23 protein-coding genes are annotated in these 20,861 nt (G+C 70.6%); 5 read left to right on the top strand and 18 right to left on the bottom strand.

The features are described 5' to 3' along the window. Positions 1-15: 15 nt before the first annotated feature. A complete protein-coding gene (locus tag AC5DRG_RS45760) occupies positions 16-1,851 on the bottom strand; it encodes a LuxR family transcriptional regulator AbsR2 (RefSeq protein WP_491806131.1) in 1,836 nt (611 codons plus the stop codon). Between the two features lie 70 nt (positions 1,852-1,921). Here AC5DRG_RS45760 and absR1 point away from each other — a divergent pair, with 70 nt between their 5' ends. From absR1 to AC5DRG_RS45745, 3 genes are all read left to right on the top strand, one after another. Continuing rightward, positions 1,922-3,007, top strand: coding sequence for a beta-glucuronidase AbsR1 (gene absR1, locus AC5DRG_RS45755; protein WP_491806129.1), 1,086 nt, complete (start codon positions 1,922-1,924; stop codon positions 3,005-3,007). Positions 3,008-3,245: 238 nt separating this feature from the next. Beyond that, positions 3,246-3,422, top strand: coding sequence for a hypothetical protein (locus tag AC5DRG_RS45750; protein ID WP_491806127.1), 177 nt, complete (start codon positions 3,246-3,248; stop codon positions 3,420-3,422). Positions 3,423-3,492: 70 nt separating this feature from the next. Continuing rightward, entirely contained in the window at positions 3,493-3,858 is a 366-nt protein-coding gene (locus AC5DRG_RS45745) for a hypothetical protein (RefSeq protein WP_491806125.1), read from the top strand. 11 nt (positions 3,859-3,869) lie between these two features. Here the strand turns inward: AC5DRG_RS45745 and AC5DRG_RS45740 are convergent, their stop codons facing one another. From AC5DRG_RS45740 to AC5DRG_RS45705, 8 genes are all read right to left on the bottom strand, one after another. Then, entirely contained in the window at positions 3,870-5,243 is a 1,374-nt protein-coding gene (locus tag AC5DRG_RS45740) for an NtaA/DmoA family FMN-dependent monooxygenase (protein ID WP_491806123.1), read from the bottom strand. Between the two features lie 20 nt (positions 5,244-5,263). Further along, the gene (locus AC5DRG_RS45735) at positions 5,264-6,460 is read right to left on the bottom strand and encodes an LLM class flavin-dependent oxidoreductase (RefSeq protein ID WP_491806121.1); all 1,197 of its coding nucleotides are present in this window, start codon (positions 6,458-6,460) and stop codon (positions 5,264-5,266) included. A 76-nt stretch (positions 6,461-6,536) separates the two neighbouring features. Further along, positions 6,537-6,647 carry a putative leader peptide gene (locus tag AC5DRG_RS45730; protein WP_491806119.1) on the bottom strand — a complete coding sequence of 37 codons (111 nt, stop codon included), beginning with the start codon at positions 6,645-6,647 and terminating at the stop codon, positions 6,537-6,539. Positions 6,648-6,721: 74 nt separating this feature from the next. After that, positions 6,722-7,741, bottom strand: a complete 1,020-nt coding sequence (locus AC5DRG_RS45725; RefSeq protein WP_491806117.1) for an ABC transporter substrate-binding protein — start codon at positions 7,739-7,741, stop codon at positions 6,722-6,724. A 58-nt stretch (positions 7,742-7,799) separates the two neighbouring features. Further along, positions 7,800-8,621, bottom strand: a complete 822-nt coding sequence (locus AC5DRG_RS45720; RefSeq protein ID WP_491806116.1) for an amino acid ABC transporter ATP-binding protein — start codon at positions 8,619-8,621, stop codon at positions 7,800-7,802. Further along, the gene (locus AC5DRG_RS45715; RefSeq protein WP_491806114.1) at positions 8,618-9,601 is read right to left on the bottom strand and encodes an amino acid ABC transporter permease; all 984 of its coding nucleotides are present in this window, start codon (positions 9,599-9,601) and stop codon (positions 8,618-8,620) included. Before AC5DRG_RS45715 ends, AC5DRG_RS45720 begins: the two co-directional genes overlap by 4 nt. Before the next feature lie 363 nt (positions 9,602-9,964). Beyond that, on the bottom strand, positions 9,965-10,834 hold the full coding sequence (locus AC5DRG_RS45710; RefSeq protein ID WP_491806113.1) for a glutathione S-transferase C-terminal domain-containing protein: 870 nt from the start codon (positions 10,832-10,834) through the stop codon (positions 9,965-9,967). Positions 10,835-10,916: 82 nt separating this feature from the next. Continuing rightward, a complete protein-coding gene (locus AC5DRG_RS45705) occupies positions 10,917-11,039 on the bottom strand; it encodes a putative leader peptide (protein ID WP_491806111.1) in 123 nt (40 codons plus the stop codon). Between the two features lie 252 nt (positions 11,040-11,291). Between AC5DRG_RS45705 and AC5DRG_RS45700 the strand changes: the two genes are divergently transcribed. Further along, positions 11,292-12,635, top strand: coding sequence for a jacalin-like lectin (locus AC5DRG_RS45700; RefSeq protein ID WP_491806109.1), 1,344 nt, complete (start codon positions 11,292-11,294; stop codon positions 12,633-12,635). A 75-nt stretch (positions 12,636-12,710) separates the two neighbouring features. On the opposite strand, the gene AC5DRG_RS45695 is transcribed toward AC5DRG_RS45700, so the two are convergent. The 6 genes from AC5DRG_RS45695 to AC5DRG_RS45670 form a co-directional block, all read right to left on the bottom strand. Beyond that, positions 12,711-13,649 carry a hydrolase gene (locus tag AC5DRG_RS45695; RefSeq protein ID WP_491806107.1) on the bottom strand — a complete coding sequence of 313 codons (939 nt, stop codon included), beginning with the start codon at positions 13,647-13,649 and terminating at the stop codon, positions 12,711-12,713. A gap of 214 nt (positions 13,650-13,863) precedes the next feature. Continuing rightward, the gene (dmpG, locus tag AC5DRG_RS45690; RefSeq protein ID WP_491806105.1) at positions 13,864-14,880 is read right to left on the bottom strand and encodes a 4-hydroxy-2-oxovalerate aldolase; all 1,017 of its coding nucleotides are present in this window, start codon (positions 14,878-14,880) and stop codon (positions 13,864-13,866) included. Further along, complete coding sequence (locus tag AC5DRG_RS45685) at positions 14,877-15,821, bottom strand: acetaldehyde dehydrogenase (acetylating) (protein WP_491806104.1); 945 nt, start codon at positions 15,819-15,821, stop codon at positions 14,877-14,879. Before AC5DRG_RS45685 ends, dmpG begins: the two co-directional genes overlap by 4 nt. Continuing rightward, positions 15,818-16,618 carry a 2-keto-4-pentenoate hydratase gene (gene mhpD, locus AC5DRG_RS45680; protein ID WP_491806102.1) on the bottom strand — a complete coding sequence of 267 codons (801 nt, stop codon included), beginning with the start codon at positions 16,616-16,618 and terminating at the stop codon, positions 15,818-15,820. Before mhpD ends, AC5DRG_RS45685 begins: the two co-directional genes overlap by 4 nt. Further along, positions 16,615-16,935 (bottom strand): ferredoxin, encoded by a 321-nt coding sequence (fdxA, locus tag AC5DRG_RS45675; protein WP_491806101.1) that lies wholly within the window; start codon positions 16,933-16,935, stop codon positions 16,615-16,617. Before fdxA ends, mhpD begins: the two co-directional genes overlap by 4 nt. 1 nt (position 16,936) lies before the next feature. Beyond that, positions 16,937-17,959, bottom strand: coding sequence for an NAD(P)/FAD-dependent oxidoreductase (locus AC5DRG_RS45670; protein WP_491806099.1), 1,023 nt, complete (start codon positions 17,957-17,959; stop codon positions 16,937-16,939). Between the two features lie 135 nt (positions 17,960-18,094). Here AC5DRG_RS45670 and AC5DRG_RS45665 point away from each other — a divergent pair, with 135 nt between their 5' ends. Then, the gene (locus AC5DRG_RS45665; RefSeq protein WP_491806097.1) at positions 18,095-19,078 is read left to right on the top strand and encodes an ABC transporter substrate-binding protein; all 984 of its coding nucleotides are present in this window, start codon (positions 18,095-18,097) and stop codon (positions 19,076-19,078) included. Here the strand turns inward: AC5DRG_RS45665 and AC5DRG_RS45660 are convergent. Genes AC5DRG_RS45660 through AC5DRG_RS45650 form a run of 3 tightly spaced genes read right to left on the bottom strand, consistent with a single transcriptional unit; the run spans position 19,047 to position 20,796 of the window. Next, entirely contained in the window at positions 19,047-19,469 is a 423-nt protein-coding gene (locus AC5DRG_RS45660) for a hotdog family protein (protein WP_491806096.1), read from the bottom strand. The genes AC5DRG_RS45665 and AC5DRG_RS45660 overlap by 32 nt on opposite strands. Further along, the gene (locus AC5DRG_RS45655; protein WP_491806094.1) at positions 19,466-20,014 is read right to left on the bottom strand and encodes an FAS1-like dehydratase domain-containing protein; all 549 of its coding nucleotides are present in this window, start codon (positions 20,012-20,014) and stop codon (positions 19,466-19,468) included. Before AC5DRG_RS45655 ends, AC5DRG_RS45660 begins: the two co-directional genes overlap by 4 nt. Continuing rightward, positions 20,011-20,796, bottom strand: coding sequence for an IclR family transcriptional regulator (locus tag AC5DRG_RS45650; RefSeq protein ID WP_491806092.1), 786 nt, complete (start codon positions 20,794-20,796; stop codon positions 20,011-20,013). Before AC5DRG_RS45650 ends, AC5DRG_RS45655 begins: the two co-directional genes overlap by 4 nt. Positions 20,797-20,861 lie beyond the last annotated feature (65 nt).

The following is a 20,861-nucleotide window of genomic DNA, read 5'->3' as shown; positions in this document are numbered from 1 at the left end:
TTTGGGGCGTTCCTCTCACGCCGATTCCGGGAGTTCCACCAGCCATGGCAGTGCTCCCCGGTCGCTCGCGCCCAGCCTCGCGTATGCGCTGTACAGGTGGTTCCCGACTGTACGGATCGACAGGGTGAGGCGTTCCGCTATCTGGCGGTTGCTCAGGCCGGCGGCGGCGAGGGTGACGATCTGGCGTTGGCGGGCCGTGAGTTCGCCCAGGACCAGGCCGGACAGTGCCGGGGTGCGGGCACCTTGGCAGCGGCGGGCCAGTGCTACGGCCCGGGTGCGGGACATGCGGGCGGCGCGTGGGTCGCGGTGGGCGCGTACGGCCTGGGCGTATGCCTCCGCCGCGAAGAGCAGGAAGCCGCGCTCCTCCAGCCGGCCGGCCGCACGGTCCAGTGCGGCTCCGTCGCCTTGGGTGAGGGCGTCGGCGTGCTGGGCGAACACGCCGTCCGGGAACGGGACGGTGGCCTTCTCGGCGGCGCCGATGCGTACGGCGTCGTAGCCGCGGTCGTCCGACAGTGCGCCCTCCATGTCGCCGCGGGCCACCGCCAGCCAGGTGGCGACCGGCCCGGAGGGCGGGCGGCCCGCGAGGGCGTCGAGCGCGGTGGCCGCGTCCCCGAACTGGGCGGCGGCGAGGGCGAGTTCGGTGCGGCAGGCGGGGGCGGCCGGGGCATCCCGCAGGCCTTCCCGAGCCCATGCCGCGGCTTCCCGCAGTTCCCCACGCAGGCGTGAGAACCGTGCGCGTACGGCCGCGTACCCGGCCGATACCACGGCCCCCTCCGCCACGAGCCACTCCCCCACCGGCGTCGGCATCGGCCGTACGTCGTCGAGCTCGATCCGCCTGGTCAGTACGGCGAGTTCGGCCCCGAGAGCCGGGTCGCACTCGTCCGGGGTGCGGGCCAGCCGCTTCGCCCGCAGCCGGCCGGCCGCGGCTCGTAGTGCCGCGCCGTGCAGGGGGTGGGTGAGGCGGACGGCGCCGTGCTCGTCGATGTCGATCAGGCCGTCGGCTTCGAGGTGTTCGAGGGCGTAGAGGTCGAGTTCGTCCATGTGCGGCGGCAGGGGTTCGCCGAAGGCCAGGCGTTCGAGGGTCTCCCGCTCCTCGGGGCCCGAGCGGTCGAGGACGTGTGCGGCGCGCTCGCGGACGGTCACCGTAAGCGGCACCGGGCCCCGCCATGCCCACTCCTCCGAGTCCGAGTCCCGCGTCCGGGTCAACAGCCCCTGTTCGCGCAACGCGCCGAGCAGCTCGCGCAGCAGTCGCAGGTCACCGCGGCACAGCCGGTCCAGTCGGCGCACGGTGAGCGGCTCCAGGGCTCCGCCGGCACCTCCCGTCAGCAGCTGTGCCGTCTCCTCCCGGGGCAGCGGTTCGAGGGCGAGGCGCGGCAGCAGCTCGCCGGTCCACAGCCGGGACACCGCGCCGGGTGCCGGGGCACCGTCCGTCGCGACCACGAGCAGGCGGGTGCGGCCGTGCACGGCGAGTTGGTGGACCAGGGCGGCGGAGGCGTCGTCGAGCAGGTGGGCGTCGTCGACCAGCAACAGGCGTACGCCCGCGAGGAGTTGTACGGCTCGGTGCAGGGAGACCGTGTCGGGGAGCAGGTGCGCGAACGCGGCGAAGGGGATCTGCCGGGTCTCGGGCGTCCCCGCGATCCGGGCGCAGTCGGTGCCACGGGCGGCCTCCGTGGCGAGTCGGGTCTTGCCGCAGCCCTCCGGGCCGGTCACGACGATGCCTAGCCGGCCGGCGCTCAAGGACCTGCGGATCAGTTCGAGTTCGCTCTCCCGGCCGGTGAAGGGCCAGGGCAGTTCAAGAGTCTTCGCGTCCCGTGCGTAAGTCGTCACGTGAACAGGAGCCGGGCTACTCATCCCTGATACACGGGGACTTGAGTAGCCCTCGACTCAGGCGCCCGGGGCCGGGCGACGGCAACCTGACCGCATGACCGCACGCTACTGCTCGCTCGCGCAGCAGTCGGCCCCCGTCATCGCACCGGGGCTGACCGCCGAGCGGCACAGTGCGCTCATCGCCGGGAACCGGATGTGGGTCAACGGCACGGTCGTGCACTACTACTTCTTCGACGGCGACACCGACGGATCCGTGATCCCCGTGCCGGGCACCGGGGAGTCCCGCCGGGTGTCGTGGACCGGTGCCAAGGAGCAGCGGGACGTGGTGCGCGAGTGCTTCCAGGAGTGGCGGGACCTCGGCCTCGGGATCACGTTCACCGAGGTCGACGACCGTTCGGAGGCGGAGCTGCGCATCGGGTTCCAGCTCGGGGACGGCTCCTGGTCGACGGTCGGCAAGGACGCGCTCCAGGTCGGCCTGAACGAGCGCACCATGAACCTGGGTTGGGATCTGACCGCGCCGACGCAGCGCGGCACGGCCCTGCACGAGATCGGACACGCGCTCGGCATGCTCCATGAGCACCAGAGCCCGTTCGCCGGCATCCACTGGGACGACGAGGCCGTCTACGCCGATCTGGCGGGCCCGCCGAACTTCTGGAGCCGCGAGAAGACGTTCTTCAACATCCTGCGCAAGCTCGACCCCGACGAGGTCAACGGCTCGTCCTGGGACCCGCTTTCGATCATGGAGTACCCCTTTTCGTCGGGGCTGATCCTGGAGCCGGAGCAGTTCCGCGCGGGCATCGACCCGCCCGGCACCCTCTCCCCCGCCGACAAGGAGTTCGTACTCCGCTGGTATCCGCCGGCCGGCCCTCCGCCGGCGACCGCGCTGGTGCCGTTCCGCTCGGCGCCGCTGCGCCTGGGCCCGGGCGAGCAGGCCGACTTCGTCGTCGAGCCGCCGGAGACCCGCGAGTACACGGTGGGCACCTTCGGCGACAGCGACACCGTGGTCGTCCTCTTCGAGGAACGGGACGGCGAACCCCGCTACCTTTCCGGGCAGGACGACGGGGGAACGCCGCACAACGCCACCATCAAGGTTCGGCTCGTCAAGGGCCGCCGCTACTTCGTCCGTGTGCGCCTGTACTCCGCGTGGGGTTCGGGGGAAACCGCGGTCATGTGCTGGTGACAGCACACGCAGGCCGCACACGGGCGAGGCCGGCCACTGTCCGGCGCCGGGGGAAGCGGCCGACGCTCGTCGCCTTCGGGGGAGGGAGACGAGCGTCGGCCACGCCACGTTCAGGAGGCGCCGAGCTCCAGCGGCCGCGCGGGATCCTTCGACCACTCCGCCAGCGAGCCGTCGTAGAGCCGGCGCGGGACCGCTCAGCGCGGCCGAGTCGTCGGCCCTCCCCGCTCTCCTCCCCCTGGTGCACGCGGAGTTCGCCCTGTCCGAGCTCGGCTACTTCCACGGCGTCACGCGCTCGGCGGAGAACACCCGGCTGGCGTACGAGTACTACGTGGGGCATGCGGAGTGGTTCGCCGGGGAGGACGGTGGGCGGCTGCTGGAGGTGCTGCGGGGACGCGTTGTCAGTGGCGGTCGATAAGTTCGGCTCGGCAGTTCGTCCCGGGAGTTCGGTCCGGGAGTTGGTCCCTCACCGTCAAGGGAGACATCGCATGGTCAGCGGGTACCTCATCGGCGAAAGTCTGCGGCCCGGTGCGGAGTTCGAGCCGCGTGGGCTGCGCATCCGCAAGGTCAGCCGGCTCGACCTCTCGGCGAGCGCGACCGCCGGGCAGCCGCAACTGTGGACGTTCATCGAGTGGGAGGCCGACGGCGACGAGGGGCTCGCGGAGGCGTTCGCCGACGCACTGGAGCCGGCGAACGGCTGGTACGTCGACTTCTCGTCCGGGGACGAGCACGTCGTCGTGTTCGCGGGCAAGGTCTTCCGCTATCGGCGCGGCGACGAGGCGGGCCGCGCCGAAGCCATCGCCCACGGCAGATCCGCGGGCACTCCCGAGCATCAGCTCGACTGGGCGGAGTGACCCTCAGGGCCTCAGGACGCCGCCCGCTCGTCGCGTACGGCGTCCGGGTGGGCCAGGCCCAGATGGTCGCGGAGGGTCTGGCCCTCGTACTCCGTGCGGAACACGCCCTGTTCCTGGAGCAGGGGGACGACCTTGTCGGCGAAGACGTCGAGGCCGGTCGGAGTGATGTGCGGGACGAGGATGAAGCCGTCGCTCGCGTCGGCCTGGACGAACTCGTTGATGGTCTTGGCGACGGTGGCCGGGGAGCCGATGAAGTTCTGCCGGTTGCCGGTCTCGATGACCAGGTCGCGGATCGACCAGTTGTTGGCGGCGGCCAGCTCACGCCATTCGCGGGCGGTGGCCAGCGGGTCGCGGTACATGCGCACCTGGGCTCGGCCCTGGGATATGTGGGTGTCGCTCACGTCCGGGTCGATGTCGGGCAGCGGGCCCTCCGGGTCGTATCCGGACAGGTCCCTGTTCCAGACGAACTCCAGGTGCTTGAGGGCGGTGGCCCCGCTGACCTGCTGCCGGCGGACCTCCTTGGCCAGTTCCTCCGCCTCGGCGTCGGTGTCGCCGAGGATGAAACTCGCGGCGGGAAGGATCTTGAGCTGGTCGTGGCTACGGCCGTACTTGGCGAGGCGGTTCTTGACGTCGGTGTAGAAGGCCTGCCCGGCGTCGAGGGTGGCGTACCGGCTGAAGATCGCGTCGGCACTGGAGGCGGCGAACTCGCGGCCCTCCTCGGAGTCGCCGGCCTGGAAGATGACGGGGCGGCCCTGCGGGGAGCGCGGGACGTTGAACTGGCCCTGGATGTCGAAGTGTTGGCCGGTGTGGACGAAGGAGCCGGCCTTCGCGTCGTTCAGGAAGGTGCCGGTGGTCTGGTCGGCGAGGATCTCGTCGCCGTGCCAGGAGTCGAAGAGCTCGTTGGCGGTGGCCAGGAACTCCTTCGCCCGGGAGTAGCGCTCGTCCTGCGGCAGGAAGCCGCCCCGGCGGAAGTTCTCGCCGGTGAAGGCGTCCCAGGAGGTGACGACGTTCCAGGCGGCGCGCCCGCCGGAGAGGTGGTCGAGGCTGGTGAACTGGCGGGCGACCTCGTAGGGCTCGTTGAAGGTGGAGTTGATGGTGCCGGTCAGTCCGAGGTGTTCGGTGACGGCGGCGAGCGCGGCCAGGACGGTGAAGGTGTCGGGGCGGCCTACAACGTCCAAGTCGTAGATCTCGCCGCCCTGTTCGCGCAGCCTGAGCCCCTCGGCGAGGAACAGGAAGTCGAACTTGGCGCGTTCGGCGGTCTGCGCGAAGTGCACGAAGGAGCTGAACTCGATGTGGCTGCCGGCCCGGGGGTCGCTCCACACGGTGGTGTTGTTGACGCCGGGGAAGTGCGCGGCCAGGTGGATCTGCTTCAGGGGCTTGCTCATTGGGCTCGGGTCCTTCCGGCTCAGACGGCGGCGTAACGGTTGGCGGGGCGGGGCAGGCCCAGCAGTCCGCGCAGGGTGTCGGCCTCGTAGGCGCGGCGGAAGGCGCCTCGGCGCTGGAGTTCGGGGACCAGGCCCCGGGTGATCGCCGGGAGGTCGTGGCCGAGGACTGCCGGTCGCAGCCGGAAGCCCGTGAGGCCGGTCGCCTGCAACTCGCCTAGCAGATCGGCCAGTTGGGTGGGCGTACCTGCGAAGACACGGGCGTCGCTCGTGTACGGCTCTCCCGCGAGGGCGTCGAGCCGGTCCCTGCGGGCGGCGGCCTCGGCCGGGTCGTCGTCGAGGAAGACCACCAGGTCGCCGAAGATGCGGAGGAGTTCGTCGGCGCGGCCCGCCGCGGCCTGCTCTGCGCGGATCTCGGCGACGATCGCGCGGGCCTGGTCGGTGTCGTGCGGGGTGACGTAGCCGACGTCGGTCGCCCGGGCCACCAGACGGTAGGGAACGGTGTCGTGGGCGAGGGCGCTGACCAGCGGCTGGCCCTGCGGCGGGCGGGGCGTGATGGAGGGCCCCTTGACGCTGAAGTGCCCGCCCTGGAAGTCGATGTAGTGCAGCTTGTCCCGGTCGACGAAACGGCCCGTGGCGACGTCCCGGATCTCCGCGTCGTCCTCCCAGCTGTCCCAGAGGCGGCGCACGACCTCGACGTAGTCGGCGGTCTCGTCGAAGAGGTCGGTCACCAGGTCCCGGGTGTCCGGGCTGTCGTAGGCCTCGATGCGCGGGATGGTGCGGCGGCCGAAGTGCGCGGCCTCGTTCGGGCGGGCGGTGATCTGCACCCGTAGGCCCGCCCGGCCGGTGCTGACGTAGTCGAGGGTGGCGATGGCCTTGGAGAGGTGGAAGGGCTCCGTGTGGGTGACCACAGCGGTCGGGACCAGGCCTATGTGCCGGGACAGCGGGGCGATGCGGGCCGCGATCAGGACGGCGTCGAGGCGGCCGCGTACCTGGTCGGTGCGCTCGTCCGGGTCGAGGAAGTGGGAGGACTGCGGGCCCAGGCCGTCCTCGATGGTGACGAAGTCGAGCAGGCCGCGTTCGGCCTCGGCGACCAGGTCGGCCCAGTATCCGGCGGTGAACAGGTCGCGGGGGCGGGCCACCGGCTCGCGCCAGGAGGCGGGGTGCCAGCCGGTGCCGTCCAGGGCGACGGCGAGGTGCAGAGAAGAAGAAGGGGACACGGGTGGGTGCCTTCCTGGAGGTCCGTACGAGATCACCGGCCCGCGGGTGGGTGGGGCACGGTGCTGGAGCAACAGGTCAGGAGCAACAGAGCGCGCCGGCCACCCGCCGCAGATCGACATGGCGCCGGGAGTGGAGGCGGACGCGGCGGCGCGGGTTCAGGGCACGGGGGTGGGACGGATGCCGCACGTCACCCACCCCCGTCCCCTCTCGTCGTGACACACACAACAGCGCGGCCCCGCGGTCTGTTCCCGCCGCGGTGCTCAGGAATTGTCCAGCGGCAGGCCGGGCGGGTTGACCTCGGACGTGGTGACGGCCTCGTTGGAGAGGTTCCAGGCCTTGAGCCAGGTGGCGTACTGGCCGTTCTTGATCAGGTAGTTGATCGCGGCGGCGACGGGCTCGGCGAGTCCGCTGTCCTTCTTGGTGGTCGCCGCGATGAGGCCCTGGAGCGTGGCGCCGGCACCGGAGTACGTGCCCGCACTGCGCGTCGGATTCGGTGACTTGGCGGTCTGCGTGACGTGGTAGGCGACACCGGGGTTGGCGGCGAAGTAGGCGTCGATCTTCCCGCCGGTCAGCGCGAGGTAGGTGCTGTTCTTGCTCGCGAAGTTCTTGACGGTGAGCTGCTTGCCCTCCTTCTTCAGCTTGCTCTGCCACTCAAGGAGGATCTTCTCCTGGTTGGTGCCGTTGTCGACGGCGACGGTCTTCCCGGCGAGGTTCTCGTAGTCGCCGTCGAAGTTCCAGGTGCTGCTCTTCAGCACCTCGAAGCCGACCTCGTCCTTGCGGTAGGAGGCGAAGTCGTACTTCTTCTTGCGCTCCTCGGTGTCGGTGATGTTGGCGAAGGCGATGTCGAACTTTCCGCTGTCGACGCCGACGAACATGTTCTCCCAGGTCGCGTTCCGCACCTCCGGCTGGAGGCCGAGGACTGCGGCGACCAGCCGACCGAAGTCGGGTTCGGCACCGGTGAGGGTCTTCTGGTCCGAGCCGACATAGGCGAGCGGCGGAAAGCCCTCGGGCAGGGCTCCGACACCGATCACCAGCTTGCCGCTCTCGCGGACGGACGCGGGCAACTGCGCGCTGATCGACTTCACTTCGGAGACCTTCAGCGCGGTCTGGTCGGCGGCCCCGTTGGACAGCCGTCCCACGGTCACCGTGCCCGCCGTGTCGGTCGTGGTCGCCGCGTCGCTCTCGCCGCCGCACGCGGCGAGTCCGGCGGCGAGGGAGGCGACGGCGGTGCCCGCGATGAGACCGCGAAGAAGGCGACGGCGAAGACTGAGGGTGCGCATGGGTGTGGTGTCCTTGTCCGGTGTGGGTGTGAGTGCGGGTGCGGGGAGCTGCGGCGGGTCAGAGGACCTTGCTCAGGAAGTCTCTGGTCCGCTCGTGCTTGGGGTGGTCGAGGACCTCGGCGGGCGGACCCTGTTCGACGATCCGGCCGTCGTCGATGAAGACGACCCGGTCGGCGACCTCGCGGGCGAAGCCGATCTCGTGGGTGACGATGACGAGGGTGGTGCCGGTGAGGGCCAGGTCCTTGATGACGGCCAGTACCTCGCCGACGAGTTCGGGGTCGAGGGCGGAGGTCGGTTCGTCGAAGAGGATGACGCCGGGGCGCAGTGCCAGGGACCGGGCGATGGCCACGCGTTGCTGCTGGCCGCCCGACAACTGCCGTGGATAGGCACCGGTCTTGTCGCCGAGGCCGACCCGGGTGAGCAGTTCGCGGGCGAGTCGCTGCGCCTCGGGCCGGCTCAGCTTGCCGGTCGCCACGGGGGCGGCGGCCACGTTGTCGAGCACGGTCAGGTGGGGAAAGAGGTTGAAGTTCTGGAAGACGAACCCGATCCGGCTGCGCTGGGCCAGGATGACCCGCTCGCTCAACTCCTTCAGACTCCCCCAGCCTTCGGCCGGGGGGACCCCCATCTCCCTTCGGTCGCCCTGCCGGCGTACGCCGATCGGTTCGCCGTTGATGCTGACGTAGCCGATCTCCGGCTTCTCCAGGTGGTTGATGACGCGCAGGAGGGTGGACTTGCCGGAGCCGGACGGGCCGAGGATCACGGTGACCTCGCCGGGGCGCACGGTCAGGTCGACGCCGTCCAGCACCCGGTGGGCGCCGTACCACTTGTGCACGCCGTGTACCTCGACGGCGGCGGGGGCCTCGAACGGTTCGGTCGTCATACGGCGGCCTCCCTGCGCGCACGTTCCCGCAGGTCACGCAGGCCGGTGCGGAGCTTCTGCAACGGGGTCGGCGGCAGGGAGCGGGTGGCGCCCCGCGCGTAGTACCGCTCGACGTAGAACTGGGCGACGGACACAAGGCTCGTGAGGATCAGGTACCAGACGGTGACGACCAGGAGAAGCGGCACGATGTCGCCGGGGTAGGTGCTGCCCATCGTCTGTGCGGTGCCGAACAGGTCGAGCAGGGAGACGTAGAAGACCAGTGAGGTGCTTTTGATCAGGCCGATCAGCTGGTTGACGTAGTTGGGGGTGATGGATCTGAGGGCCTGCGGGAAGACGATCTTCCGGAACTGGTAGCCGCGGGGCAGTCCGAGTGCGGCGGCCGCCTCGTGCTGGCCCTGGTCGACGGAGAGGATGCCGCCGCGGACGACCTCGGCGGCGTACGCGGCCTCGTTGAGACTGAGGCCGACGACGGCGACGGCCATGTCGGTGGCGAGCCGGGACTCGTCGAAGGTGAGGAAGGCCGGGCCGAAGGGCACTCCGATGCTCAACGTCCGGTAGAGCGCGGAGAAGTTGTAGAGGAAGAGCAGGACCACGATCAGGGGCACCGAGCGCAGCAGCCAGACGTAGGCCCAGCTGACGACCCGTAGCACCGGGCTCTTCGAGAGCCGGGCCAGCGCGAGCAGGATGCCGCCGAGCAGGCCCAGCACGGCGCTGTAGGCGGCTACTTCGAGGGTGATGAGCAGCCCGTCGAGGATGGTCGGCCGCAGGAACCAGTAGCCGAAGCGGTCCCATTGGTAGAAGGGGTTGCTCACCAGGCCGTGGACGAACTGGGCGACGAGGACCAGTACGACGGCGGTGGCGATCCAGCGTCCGGGGCGGCGCAGCGGCTGAACTCGCTGGGCGGTGAGGGTATTTGACGGTGTGTCGGCGGGCGGTGGCACCTCGGCGAGGGACACGGCGGTGCCTGGGGGTTCGGTCATCCAGGGCTCCAGCGGAGTCAGCGCACAGCGGCGACTGGGCGGGCAACGGGACACCGCGCAGGCGGTGTTCGTCGGGGAACGCCGGGGCCGTGAAGAGTGGTCAGCCCCGGCGGCGGGTACAGCCCGGTGCGCTACACAGTGCGCTGTTCACGCGCAGGAGATCGACGGCGCGGTTCGCGACGAGCACGTTCGTCGCGTACGGCGGCACGCAGCCCGGGGACCGGCGTGCGGTCCTCCTGGGAGCTGCGTCCATGTCCGTCACCGTCTCTGTTCGGGCCCGTGGGCCTCGTGTTCGCCGAAGTGGATCGTCAGTCAAGACAGTTACCCGGCGGCATGTCAACGCCGGTCCAGCAGTTGGAACGATCAGGTCGTCCGGGCGGCGTGTGCGGCCCAGTCCAGGATCTGCACGGCCGCTCCGGCCGCTTCCAGTCCCCGGCAGTGGGCGTGGTGGCGGCGGGCGATGGCGTCGAGGTCGAGGTGGGTGCCGAAGGCCGGGTGGGCGGCGAGGCGCCGGGCGTAGGCCCACAGGGCGGGGTGGCCGGCGATGCGGCGCACCGCGTCGGCGTCGAGGTGGTTGCGGTGCACGGTGTCGAGCTGGACGAGGGTGACCCACAACTCGATGTCGGCGGCGGTGAGTTGGGCGCCCAGGAGGTACTCGTCGACGGCGAGCCGGTGTTCCAGCGAGTTGAGGGTGGACAGCAGTATGTGGAGCGCGGCGGCCCGTTCCTCCGGGTCGGCTCCGGCCCGGCCGGCACGCTGGGCGGCCTCGTCGACGCGCTGGGCGCACAGCCGTTCCACGGCCGCGATCTCCGCTTCCTGGCCGCAGGGGTAGAGCGCCGGGCGGCCGGCGCCGAAGTGGAGGGCGAGGTCGCGCATGATGTCGGAGGCGTGGGTGCTCACGATCCGCCCGGACCAGTCGTCGCTGAGCACCGGCGCCGCGGCCGGTCCCGCGTACCGGTGCGCGCTCGCCTCGTACAGCGGGCGCAGCGCCGAGTGCCCTCCGTCGGGGCTGTCGGGCACGGCGGGCAGGAGGGTGACCGGACAGTCCTCGTCGAGGCGGAGCAGGCTGTGGGTGATGGCGATGCGCAGACAGTGCGGACAGGCCGGCGACAGGTGGAGGCGGTAGCGGCGCGGCACGGCGTAGTGGCCGCTGCGCGCGTCGCGCCCGATCCGGCCCCGGAACGCGGGGGCGGGCTGGGTGGACGGTACGGCGGCGAGCGGTGTGACGGTCATGGGTCTCCCCGGGGGCAGGTGCGCGGACGTACGCACGGCGGAAGCGTCGTCGAGTGGGGGTGCTGCGGGGCTCCGGGCCGACTCAGCCCAGGAGTCCGATCGCGCTGCAGACACGCAGCAGATCGATGTGCAGGCGGGAGGTCAGGAGGGGGGATGCCGGCGGAGTACGGCTCACTCGATCGGTGACCGTCTCGACGCGCGCCATGTTTCCCTACCTGTTCACTAGGATTCCCTTCTGGAGTGTCGATCCACTCCCGGCCGCCGTCAAGAGGGTGTCCACGCCACGGAGTCCGCCGCCGAGTCTTCGTCTCCTCGCCCGCGCCTGTTGGGATTCGAACCAAAGTCCGGTTACCGGAGGTAAGAAATACTCTCCGGCGAGTGCCCACCCGGGGCGTTTGTCGCTACGTTTTGACATGTTCACAGCCTCATCCGTCCCCCCTCCCCAGGAGACACCTCCATGCGCAGACTCGTCGCCGGCCTGGCATCAGCCGCGGCCATGCTCGGCGGACTCACGGCAGTCGCACCGCCCGCCGCGGCCGCCGACTCGGGCTCCTTCAGCGTGCTCAGCTACAACGTGGCCGGCCTGCCCGAGGCCATCTCCAGCGCCCCGACGCCCCGCGAGTCGGCAACCACGACGATCGGCGAGCGGATCGCGCCGTACGACATCGTGCACGTACAGGAGGACTTCAACTACCACGCCTACCTGTACGCGGCCGACACCAACCACGCCTACCGCACCCCCACCAGCGGCGGCGCCGGCATCGGCAGCGGGCTCAACACCCTGTCGAAGATCTCCTACGACGCCGACGACTTCGAGCGGGTGGGCTGGAACACCTGCACCTATGGTTCGGGCGACTGCCTGACCCCCAAGGGCTTCACCTTCATGCGCGAGCGCCTCGCCGAGGGCGTCTACGTCGACTTCTACAACCTGCACACCAACGCCGGCACCAACGACGACGACCTCGCCGCCCGCGCCGACAACCTCAGCCAGCTCAGCGACTTCATCGCCACGCACTCCGCCGGCAACGCGGTCGTGGTCATGGGTGACACCAACACCCGCTACACCCGCTCCGGCGACACCATCGCCGAGTTCGCCGCCGCCAACGGGCTCACCGACCCCTGGGTCCAGCTGATCCGCGGCGGTGTGGCCCCCACCAAGGGCAGCGACGCGCTGGTCTGCGACCAGACCGGGACCACCGTGCCCAACACCTGCGAGGTCGTGGACAAGATCCTCTACCGCGGCAGCAAGCTGGTCTCCCTCAACGCCACGTCGTACAACAACGAGCACGCCAAGTTCCTGGAAACCGGAACCAACCTCATGCTCTCCGACCACGACCCGCTCACGGTCGGCTTCACCTGGTCGCGCAACTCCGCCTTCCAGCTGAGCGACCAGTTCGGCGGCCCGCACGGTGACTACTTCACCGACATCGACAGCGTTCCCGCCGCCGCCCGCGCCACGAAGATCTCGCTGCGCGCCGGCGCCCGCGTCGACCAGATGGGCGTCACACTCAGCAGCGGTACGACGCTCACCCACGGCGGCACCGGCGGCACCGCCTCCTCCCTCACCCTCGGGAGCAGCGAGTACGTCACCACGGCCCTGCTCTGCCAGGGCGTGAAGGACGACCACACCCGCATCTTCTACGCCAAGTTCACGACCAACCTGGGCAACAGCCTGGCCGGGGGCACCACGACCTCCGACTGCGTGACGCGCACCGCTCCGTCCGGCTGGCAGATCGCCGGCTTCCACGGACGCACGGGCGACGAGGTCGACAAGATCGGCTTCATCTACACCCAGCGCTGACGAACGAACGCGACCCCCGCCACGCCCAACATGGGTGTGGCGGGGGTCTGTTGGTTCAGCCCCGAGCTCGGTCGATCACGAGGAGAGCCACTCGGTGGCGTTCAGGGCGAGTTCGGCGTTGGTGGCGCCGGTGTCGTTCCAGCCGTCGTACAGGGTGTTGCCGGACTGGCCGGTGCCGTCGTCGATCGGTGAACTGTCGCCCCAGAAGGCGACCTTGCCGCTGCCGAAGGTGCTGGTCGCGAAGAACGCGCCGGTGTTGCCGGAGTAACCGCTGCGGTAGAGCAGGCCCTTGACGGCGGAGTTGTCGGCGGGCTTGAGCGTGGCGGTCGTGCCGCTGGCGATCAGGCTCTTGGTGACGTCACCGAAGGAGCCGTGCAGGACTGCGTTGGAGCTGTCGCTGATCGCCGCCGGGTAGCCGGAGCTGATGCTCAGCGAGTCGACGGAGATGCCGAACGGGTCAGTGCTGTCAACGCTGTTGTTGGTCATCAGGTCGTTGAGGATCTCGACCGCGTCCTCGCCGTCGCTGTTGCGGTCGGCGCCGGTGTGGTCGGAGATCATGAACAGGCCGCCGCCGTTGTTCACGAAGTTCATGATGGCCGTCTTCTCGGCGGTCGTGAAAAGCGTGTTGGGCTCAGGCAGGACCAGCGTGTCGAAGTTCGACAGGTCCGTCGCCGACGAGCCGCCGTAAGTGATGCCGGCGCCCGACTTGAGCGTGCTCAGGCTGTAGTCGCCCGTCTGCTGGAGGGCGACGCCCCAGGAGGAGAGGGCGCCGGTCCAGTCCGTCTCGGAGGACGGCGAGGAGTCCTCGCTCAGCGGGTCGGGCTGGCTGGTGGAGATGATCCAGTCGGCGTTGCCTGCCGTCTCGGCGTGGGCGTTGTCGAACAGGACGCGGTGCGTGGTGGCCGCGTGGGCGGGGGCGACGGTGGCCGCCTGGACGGCGACGCCTGTGGTCAGCAGGCCGAGCACGGTGAGTGCGGTGGTGAGTCTGTACCGGGACCTTGCGAAGCCGAGCATCCGGTCTTTCCTCCATGAGTGGGGGGACATTGGGGAAACCAGTGCGGGTGTCGATCTCCGCGCGTAGAACGGCAGTTGGGGGGTCGCCCTGCCGCGCGGAACTCGAACGGTACTCACAAGATCGGAAGCGCGGACAGGGGCCGCGACCGCTTCACGTCGATCTCTTACTCGGCTCGATTTCGCACGAGACCGACGTGAAGCGGGAGACATGGCGTCAAGTGCGGGCTCGTGCCGCGAGGTCCAGGGCGACGTCCGTGATCATGTCTTCCTGGCCGCCGACCATGCCGCGCCGGCCGACCTCGACGAGGATGGCGCGGGTGTCGAGTCCGTGGCGGGCCGCGGCGGTCTCGGCGTGGCGCAGGAAGCTGGAGTAGACCCCGGCGTAGCCGAGGGTGAGGGTCTCGCGGTCGACCTGGACGGGGCGGTCCTGCAGCGGTCGTACGAGATCGTCGGCGGCGTCCATCAGCGCGAACAGGTCGCAGCCGTGCTGCCAGTCCGTCAGATCGGCCACCGCGACGAAGGCCTCCAGGGGACAGTTGCCCGCTCCCGCGCCCTGTCCGGCGAGGGAGGCGTCGACGCGGGTGACGCCGCACTCCACGGCGACCACGCTGTTGGCGATGCCCAGGCCCAGGTTGTGGTGGGCGTGGATGCCCAACTCGGTGTCCGGGGAGAGGACTTCGCGGTAGGCGCGGAAGCGGTCGCGTACGCCCTCCATGGTGAGCCGGCCGCCGGAGTCGGTGACGTACACGCAGTGGGCGCCGTAGGACTCCATCAGCCGGGCCTGGCGGGCGAGTTCGGCCGGTTCGGCCAGGTGGGACATCATCAGGAATCCGGCGACGTCCATGTCCAACTCGCGTGCGGCGGCAATGTGCTGGGCGGAGATGTCGGCCTCGGTGCAGTGGGTGGCGACGCGCACCGAGCGGATGCCTAGTGAGTGGGCCTGTTTGAGGTCCTGGACCGTGCCGATGCCCGGCAGCAGGAGGGTCGTGGGGATCGCGTGCCGTACGGAGTCCACCACCGCCTCGATCCACTCCCAGTCGGTGTGGGCGCCGACGCCGTAGGTGATGCTGGAGCCGGACAGGCCGTCGCCGTGGGAGACCTCGATGGCGCGCACACCTGCCGTGTCCAGGGCGGCGGCGATGGTGCGGGCCTGGTCGACGGTGTAGCGGTGCCGGACGGCGTGCATGCCGTCCCTCAGGGTGACGTCCTGGACGTAGAGGTCGGTGGTCATGCCGAGGCCTCCTGTCGGGTGCGGCGGTCTGCCAGGCGTTCCGCGGTGATCAGGGCGGCCGAGGTCATGATGTCGAGGTTGCCGGCGTAGGCCGGCAGGTAGTGGGCGGCGCCCTCGACCTCCAGGAACACCGACACCTGCAACGGCCGGGTGCCGACCGGCACCAGCATCCGCAGCGGATCGTCCGCGCCGACCCGTTCGAACTGCACCTGCTGCTTCAGGCGGTAGCCCGGCACATACGCCTGTACGCGTTCCACCATCGCCTCGACGGAGGCGGTGACCGCCTCCTCGTCGCACTCCGAGACCAGGCAGTGCACCGTGTCCCGCATGATCAGCGGGGGTTCGGCCGGGTTGAGCACGATGATCGCCTTCCCGCGCCGGGCACCGCCGACCCGCTCGATGGCCGCCGCGGTCGTCTCGGTGAACTCGTCGATGTTCGCCCGGGTGCCCGGGCCCGCCGAACGCGAGGCGATGGAGGCGACGATCTCCGCGTAGTGCACGGGAGTTACGGCCGACACGGCGGCGACGATCGGGATCGTGGCCTGGCCGCCGCAGGTCACCATGTTGACGTTCCGGCTGTCCAGGTGGGCGTCGGCGTTGACCGGCGGGACCACGTACGGGCCGAGGGCGGCCGGGGTGAGGTCGACGACCGTACGGCCCAGGGCGCGGAGTACTTCGTCGTGGCGGCGGTGGGCGCCGGCGGAGGTGGCGTCGAAGACGATCGACACGTCGGCGAACTCGTCCATCGCGACCAGGCCGTCGATGCCCTCGTGCGTCGTGGCCACCTTCAGGCGGCGGGCGCGGGCCAGGCCGTCGGAGTCCGGGTCGATCCCGGCCATCGCCGCCATCTCCAGGCGCTCCGACAGCCGCAGTACCTTGATCATCAGATCGGTGCCGATGTTCCCGGAGCCGACCACCGCCACCTTCGTGCGGGTGCTCACGTGAGATCCCCTTCCGTCCCGAACTCGACCGAGACCCGGCCGAGTTGACTGATGCGCGCCTCGAACCGGTCCCCCGGCGCCGCCACGGCCATCGGCCCCAGTGCCCCGGTCAGCACCACGTCCCCGGCCCGCAGCGGATCCCCCATGCCGGCCAGCGTCGAGGCGAGCCACACGGCGGCGTTCAGCGGCCCGCCCAGGCAGTCCGCGCCCGTGCCCTCGCTCGCCGGCTCGCCCTCCCGCGTCATCGTCATCCGCACGCCCCGCAGATCCAGCTCGGCCAGCGGCACGGGCGTACCGCCCAGCACGAACAGGCCGCTGGAGGCGTTGTCGGCGACGGTGTCCACGATGGTGATGTCCCAGCCGGCGATCCGGCTGTCCACGATCTCCAGTGCGGGCAGCGCGAAGTCCGTCGCGCGGATGACATCGGCCACCGTGCAGTCCCGGTGCGGCAGTTCGGCGCCGAGCACGAGCGCGACCTCCGCCTCCACCTTGGGCTGCATCAAGCGCCGCAGGGAGACGGTTCCGCCGTCCGGGACGGCCATGTCCGCGAAGAGGGTCCCGAAGTCGGGCCGGTCGACGCCGAGTTGAGCCTGTACGGCGGGCGAGGTCAGCCCGATCTTCCGGCCCACGATCCGCCGCCCGGCCGCCACCCCGCGCTCCACGTTCAGCCGCTGCACCGCGTACGCCGCCTCGACGTCCCCCTCGGCGAGCAGTGAACGCACGGGCGGGCACACGGTGTTGGTCCGTGCGGCCTCCGCCAGCGCGTCGGCCGCCTTGGTCACCTCCGGGGCGCTCATCGGGAGCCGACCAGAGCCGTGTCGGCGCCCACGGGCCCGAACGCGCTCGCTCCGCCCGGCGAGCCCAGGGGGGTGTCACGGCCGGGCAGGGGTTCGTCGAAGAAGCGGCGGTTGTCGGCCCGGTGCTCGGCGTCGGCCAGTCGGTCGACGGCGATGGCCTGTTCGGGGCAGGCCGTCTCGCAGGCGCCGCAGTCGATGCACTCGGCCGGGTTGATGTAGAGCTTGCGCTCACCCTCGTAGATGCAGTCGACCGGGCATTCCTCGACACAGGAACGGTCCATGATGTCGACACAGGCAGGGCCGATGACGTAGGCCATGTCAGTTCTCCTTCTCGGTCGAGTGCCCGGGGAACAGGGCCGCGTCCGGGTCGATGGCGGTGGCGGCGTTGTTGACGGCGGTGGCGACCTCGCCGAAGCCGACGGAGATGAGCCGCACCTTGCCCGGGTAGTCGGTGATGTCCCCGGCGGCGTAGACGCGGGGCAGGTTGGTGGCCATCCGGGTGTCCACGGCGATCCGGCGGGCCTGGAGCGAGAGCCCCCAGTCGGTGAGGGGGCCGAGGTCGGCGATGAAGCCGAGCGCGGCGACGACGGTGCGGGCCGGGAGCAGTCGGGTGGCCCCGGTGGTGCGGTGGCGGACCTCGGCCCGTTCGACGTGTGAGGTGCCGTGCAGGGCGCTCACCTCGGAGTCGGTGATGATCTCGATGCCGAGGGCGCGGACCTTCGCCACGCTCGCGTGGTGAGCGCGGAAGCGGCCGGTGCGGTGGACCAGCCGGACGGAGCGGGCGAGCGGGGCAAGGGTCGCGGCCCAGTCGAAGGCGCTGTCGCCGCCGCCGACGACCACGATGTCGTGGCCGGTGTGGGCGGCGGGGTCCGGTACGAAGTAGACCTGCCCGCGGCCGAGGTACTCCTCCCCCGCCGGGAGCGGCCGGGGCGTGAACGTCCCCACGCCGCCGGTGATGACGACCGCACCGGCCCGGACCGTGGTCCCGCCGTCACCGCGTACGACCGGACGGCCGTCGGGGCCGTGGATCAGCTCCACCGCCCGTTCGCCGAGCAGGTAGCGCGGGCGGTAGGGGGCGGCCTGGGCGACGAGGTTGGCCACCAGGTCGCGGCCGCGTACCGCCGGGAAGCCGGCGATGTCGAAGATCGGCTTCTCCGGGTACATCGCGCTGATCTGGCCGCCGCACTGGGGCAGTACGTCCATGACCGTCACGCGAAGGCCCCGGAAGCCCGCGTAGTAGGCGCCGTACAGGCCCGCGGGTCCGGCGCCGATGATCAGGATGTCCGTCTCGATCGTGCGCGAATCGTCCGTGCTCGCCGGCACGTCGGTAAGAACGCTCATGGGCCCGGAGACTAGGAGCGGTCCGCGGCCCGGCCCCACGGGATCGTTCCGGTGAGCAGGACGTCGCGCTTATCGGACGGGGCACCGCGCTGGGAACGTCGGCGGCACCAGTTTTCCGGCACCGGGAGTGCGGACATGCCGACAGCGGCCAGCATCAGTTCCAGGAGCACCCTGACCATCGCCTGCGCGGCGCTGGTCCTCACCACGGCCTGTACGGCCGGGTCCACCGACTCGACGGGAGTCTCGGCGGCGGGCAAACCGACCGTGCGCCTCGCCCTCGGTGTCGACGCCTCGTACGCCCCCCTCTATCTGGCCGTCGAGCGCGGCATGTTCGAGAAGGCGGGCGTCAACGTCGAGCTGGTCAAGACCGAGGGCGGCCCGGCGGCGTCCGAGGCCGTGACGGCGGGCACCGCGCAGATCGGGCTCAACTCCGACTCCACCGCCCTCCCGCTGATGGTGACCAACCCCGATCTGCGCGCCCTGGGCGTCTTCCAGTCCTCGGACCGCTACCTCAAGGTCGTCCTGCGCGACGGCATCGACTCCCCGAAGCAGATCAAGACCATGGCGTCGATCGGCGGCCTCGGCCTGTACTCGACGCACCGGTATCTGCTGCACAACGACATCGACCCCAACTCCGTGAAGATCGTGGAGAGTTCGGCACCGGAGATCCCCGGCCTGCTGGAGCAGGGCTCGATCGACGCCTACATCCTCTACGAGCCGTGGGCGGCCCGTGGCGACGCGGCGGGCGGCCACATCGCCGGGCGTATCGGCGACTTCGGGGTGAAGTACGTGCAGTGGCTGCTGGCCGACGAGAGCTGGCTCAAGGACAACGAGGAGGTCGCCGGCAAGATCTTCAAGGTGGTCGCCGAGGCCGACAAGATCGTCACCGACGATCCCGCCGCCGCGGCGAAGGCCTCCAACGCGCAGGTCAAGCTGCCCGAGGACCAGACGGTCAAGGTCCTGCCGGAGATCACCTTCGCCGCGCGCGGCATCAACGACTCGGACCTCACCGAGTCGAAGAAGATCGTCGACTTCTTCCTCAAGCAGAAGCTGCTCAAGAAGTCACCGGACCTGAAGACCAGCCTGCTCAAGGGCTGGTACGAGCAGCACGCCACGTGAGTTCGACGTGCCCGGTGACGCAGGGCACGTCGTCGTCCTTGAGGACGCTGACGTCCAGCGTCACCCGGGCCCCGTCGGCGCCGGGCTCGACCGCGCGCACCGTCGCGGTCCAGGTGAGCGGCTCCCCGGCCACGGCGGTGGCCCGGTTGCGCCAGCTCACCGACGCCAACTCGGCCTCGGGCCCGGCCCAGTCGAGGGCGAGCCGGGCGAGCGTCTCGCCGTGCAGGGTGGACTGTACGACGACGTCCGGGAAGCCCTCGGAGGCGGCGAACTCGGCGTCGTAGTGGATCCGGTGGGAGTTCCAGGACACGGCGCTGAACCGGAACAGCTGCACTCGGCTGTGGGAGTAGGTGCGCGGCGGGCAGATCTGCCCGGCGGCGGGGGCGCTCACGCGGCGGCTCCGCTGTCCGCGTCGCTGTCGGCGAGTGCGTCGGGCAGGTCGAGTACGACGACAGTCTCGTCCATGGCCATGAGTTCCTCTCCCTCCTCCGCGATGAAGCGGGTGGTGATGCCGAGCAGGACGAACTCCCCGGACCTGCCGCTGCGGTGGTCGGCCGAGGTGATGGCCCGGGTCGCGGTGATCCGGGTGCCCGCGACCGGGGTGGCGCCCAGGCGGACCGACTGGCCGCCGTGCACGTGGCGTACCGGCAGTCCGTCGGTGCAGGGGGCTTCCCGGGCGGCGAGTCCGTCGCGTTGCAGCGCGGCCTCGGTCGGGCCGTCCTGCCAGCTCAGCGTCCCGGCGAGAAAGAGCGGCGGGGCGACTACGGGCTCTCCGGCGGCCTCCCGTGCACGGGCGCGGCGGATGTAGTCGTCGTCGTTGAGGGAGGCCGCGTACCGGCAGAAGTCCTTGACGGCCAGGACGCCGCAGTCCTCGCTCTCCCACTCCCCGATCAGCTTCCGGGCTCTGGCGAGCACCTCGTCCAGTGCCGCGCTCACCGCAGTGACCGGCTGATGCCGAGGGCCGCGGCGCGCAGGGCGACGGCATGGCCCGGGGGATCCATCCGATACGTCGGCGCGGTGATCGACAGTGCGCCCACGAGCGTGTTCTGGCGGGTGAAGACGGGCACGGCCATGCTCGTGTAGCCGAGCCGGATCTCCTCGGCCTCGGTGGCGATCCGCTCCGTCCGGATCCGCTCCAGCTGCATGCGCAGCCGCCCCGGCGAGGTGACCGTGTGCCGGGTGAAGGGCTTGAGGCCGTTCCTCACCACCTCGGCGAACAGGGCGGGCGGGGAGAAGGCCAGGATCGCCTTGCCGGTGGCCGTGCAGTACAGCGGAAGCCGGCCCGCCACCCGGGACTCCTCGTTCAGTCCGCGGTGCGGGAAGAGTTTCTCCAGGTAGACGACGTCGAGGCTGTCGTGGATGGCGAAGTGGATCGTCTCCTGTGTGGCCAGCAGGAGGTCCTCCATGTACGGCTGGGCCACCTCGCGCAGGATCCGCTGCCGGTGCACGCGCTGCCCCATCTCGAACAGGCGCAGGCCGAGCCGGTAGTCGCAGCCCGCCCGCTCCAGGAGCCCCCAGACGACGAGTTCCTGCGCGAGCCGGTGCACGGTGGCCTTGGCCACGCCGGTCCGGCGGACCAGCTCGGCGAGGGAGAGACCGTCGTCCTCGGCGGTGAACGCCTCCAGAATGGGTCTGACCTTGCCGAGGACCGAGTTCATCGGGTCGGGAGCGAGTGCTGCGGGTGTGGTGTCGGCGAGGCCGACCGTGGTGACGGTCATGGGACGAACCTCCCGGTCTGTGCGTGGTCCTCCGGAGAACGGAAGCACGTACACCTGGTTCACGG

It is taken from the genome of Streptomyces sp. JLBG701 (genome assembly GCF_058544905.1).
The sequence above is the reverse complement of the archived record's forward strand: the minus strand, read 5'-3'. Positions and strand labels throughout refer to the sequence as shown.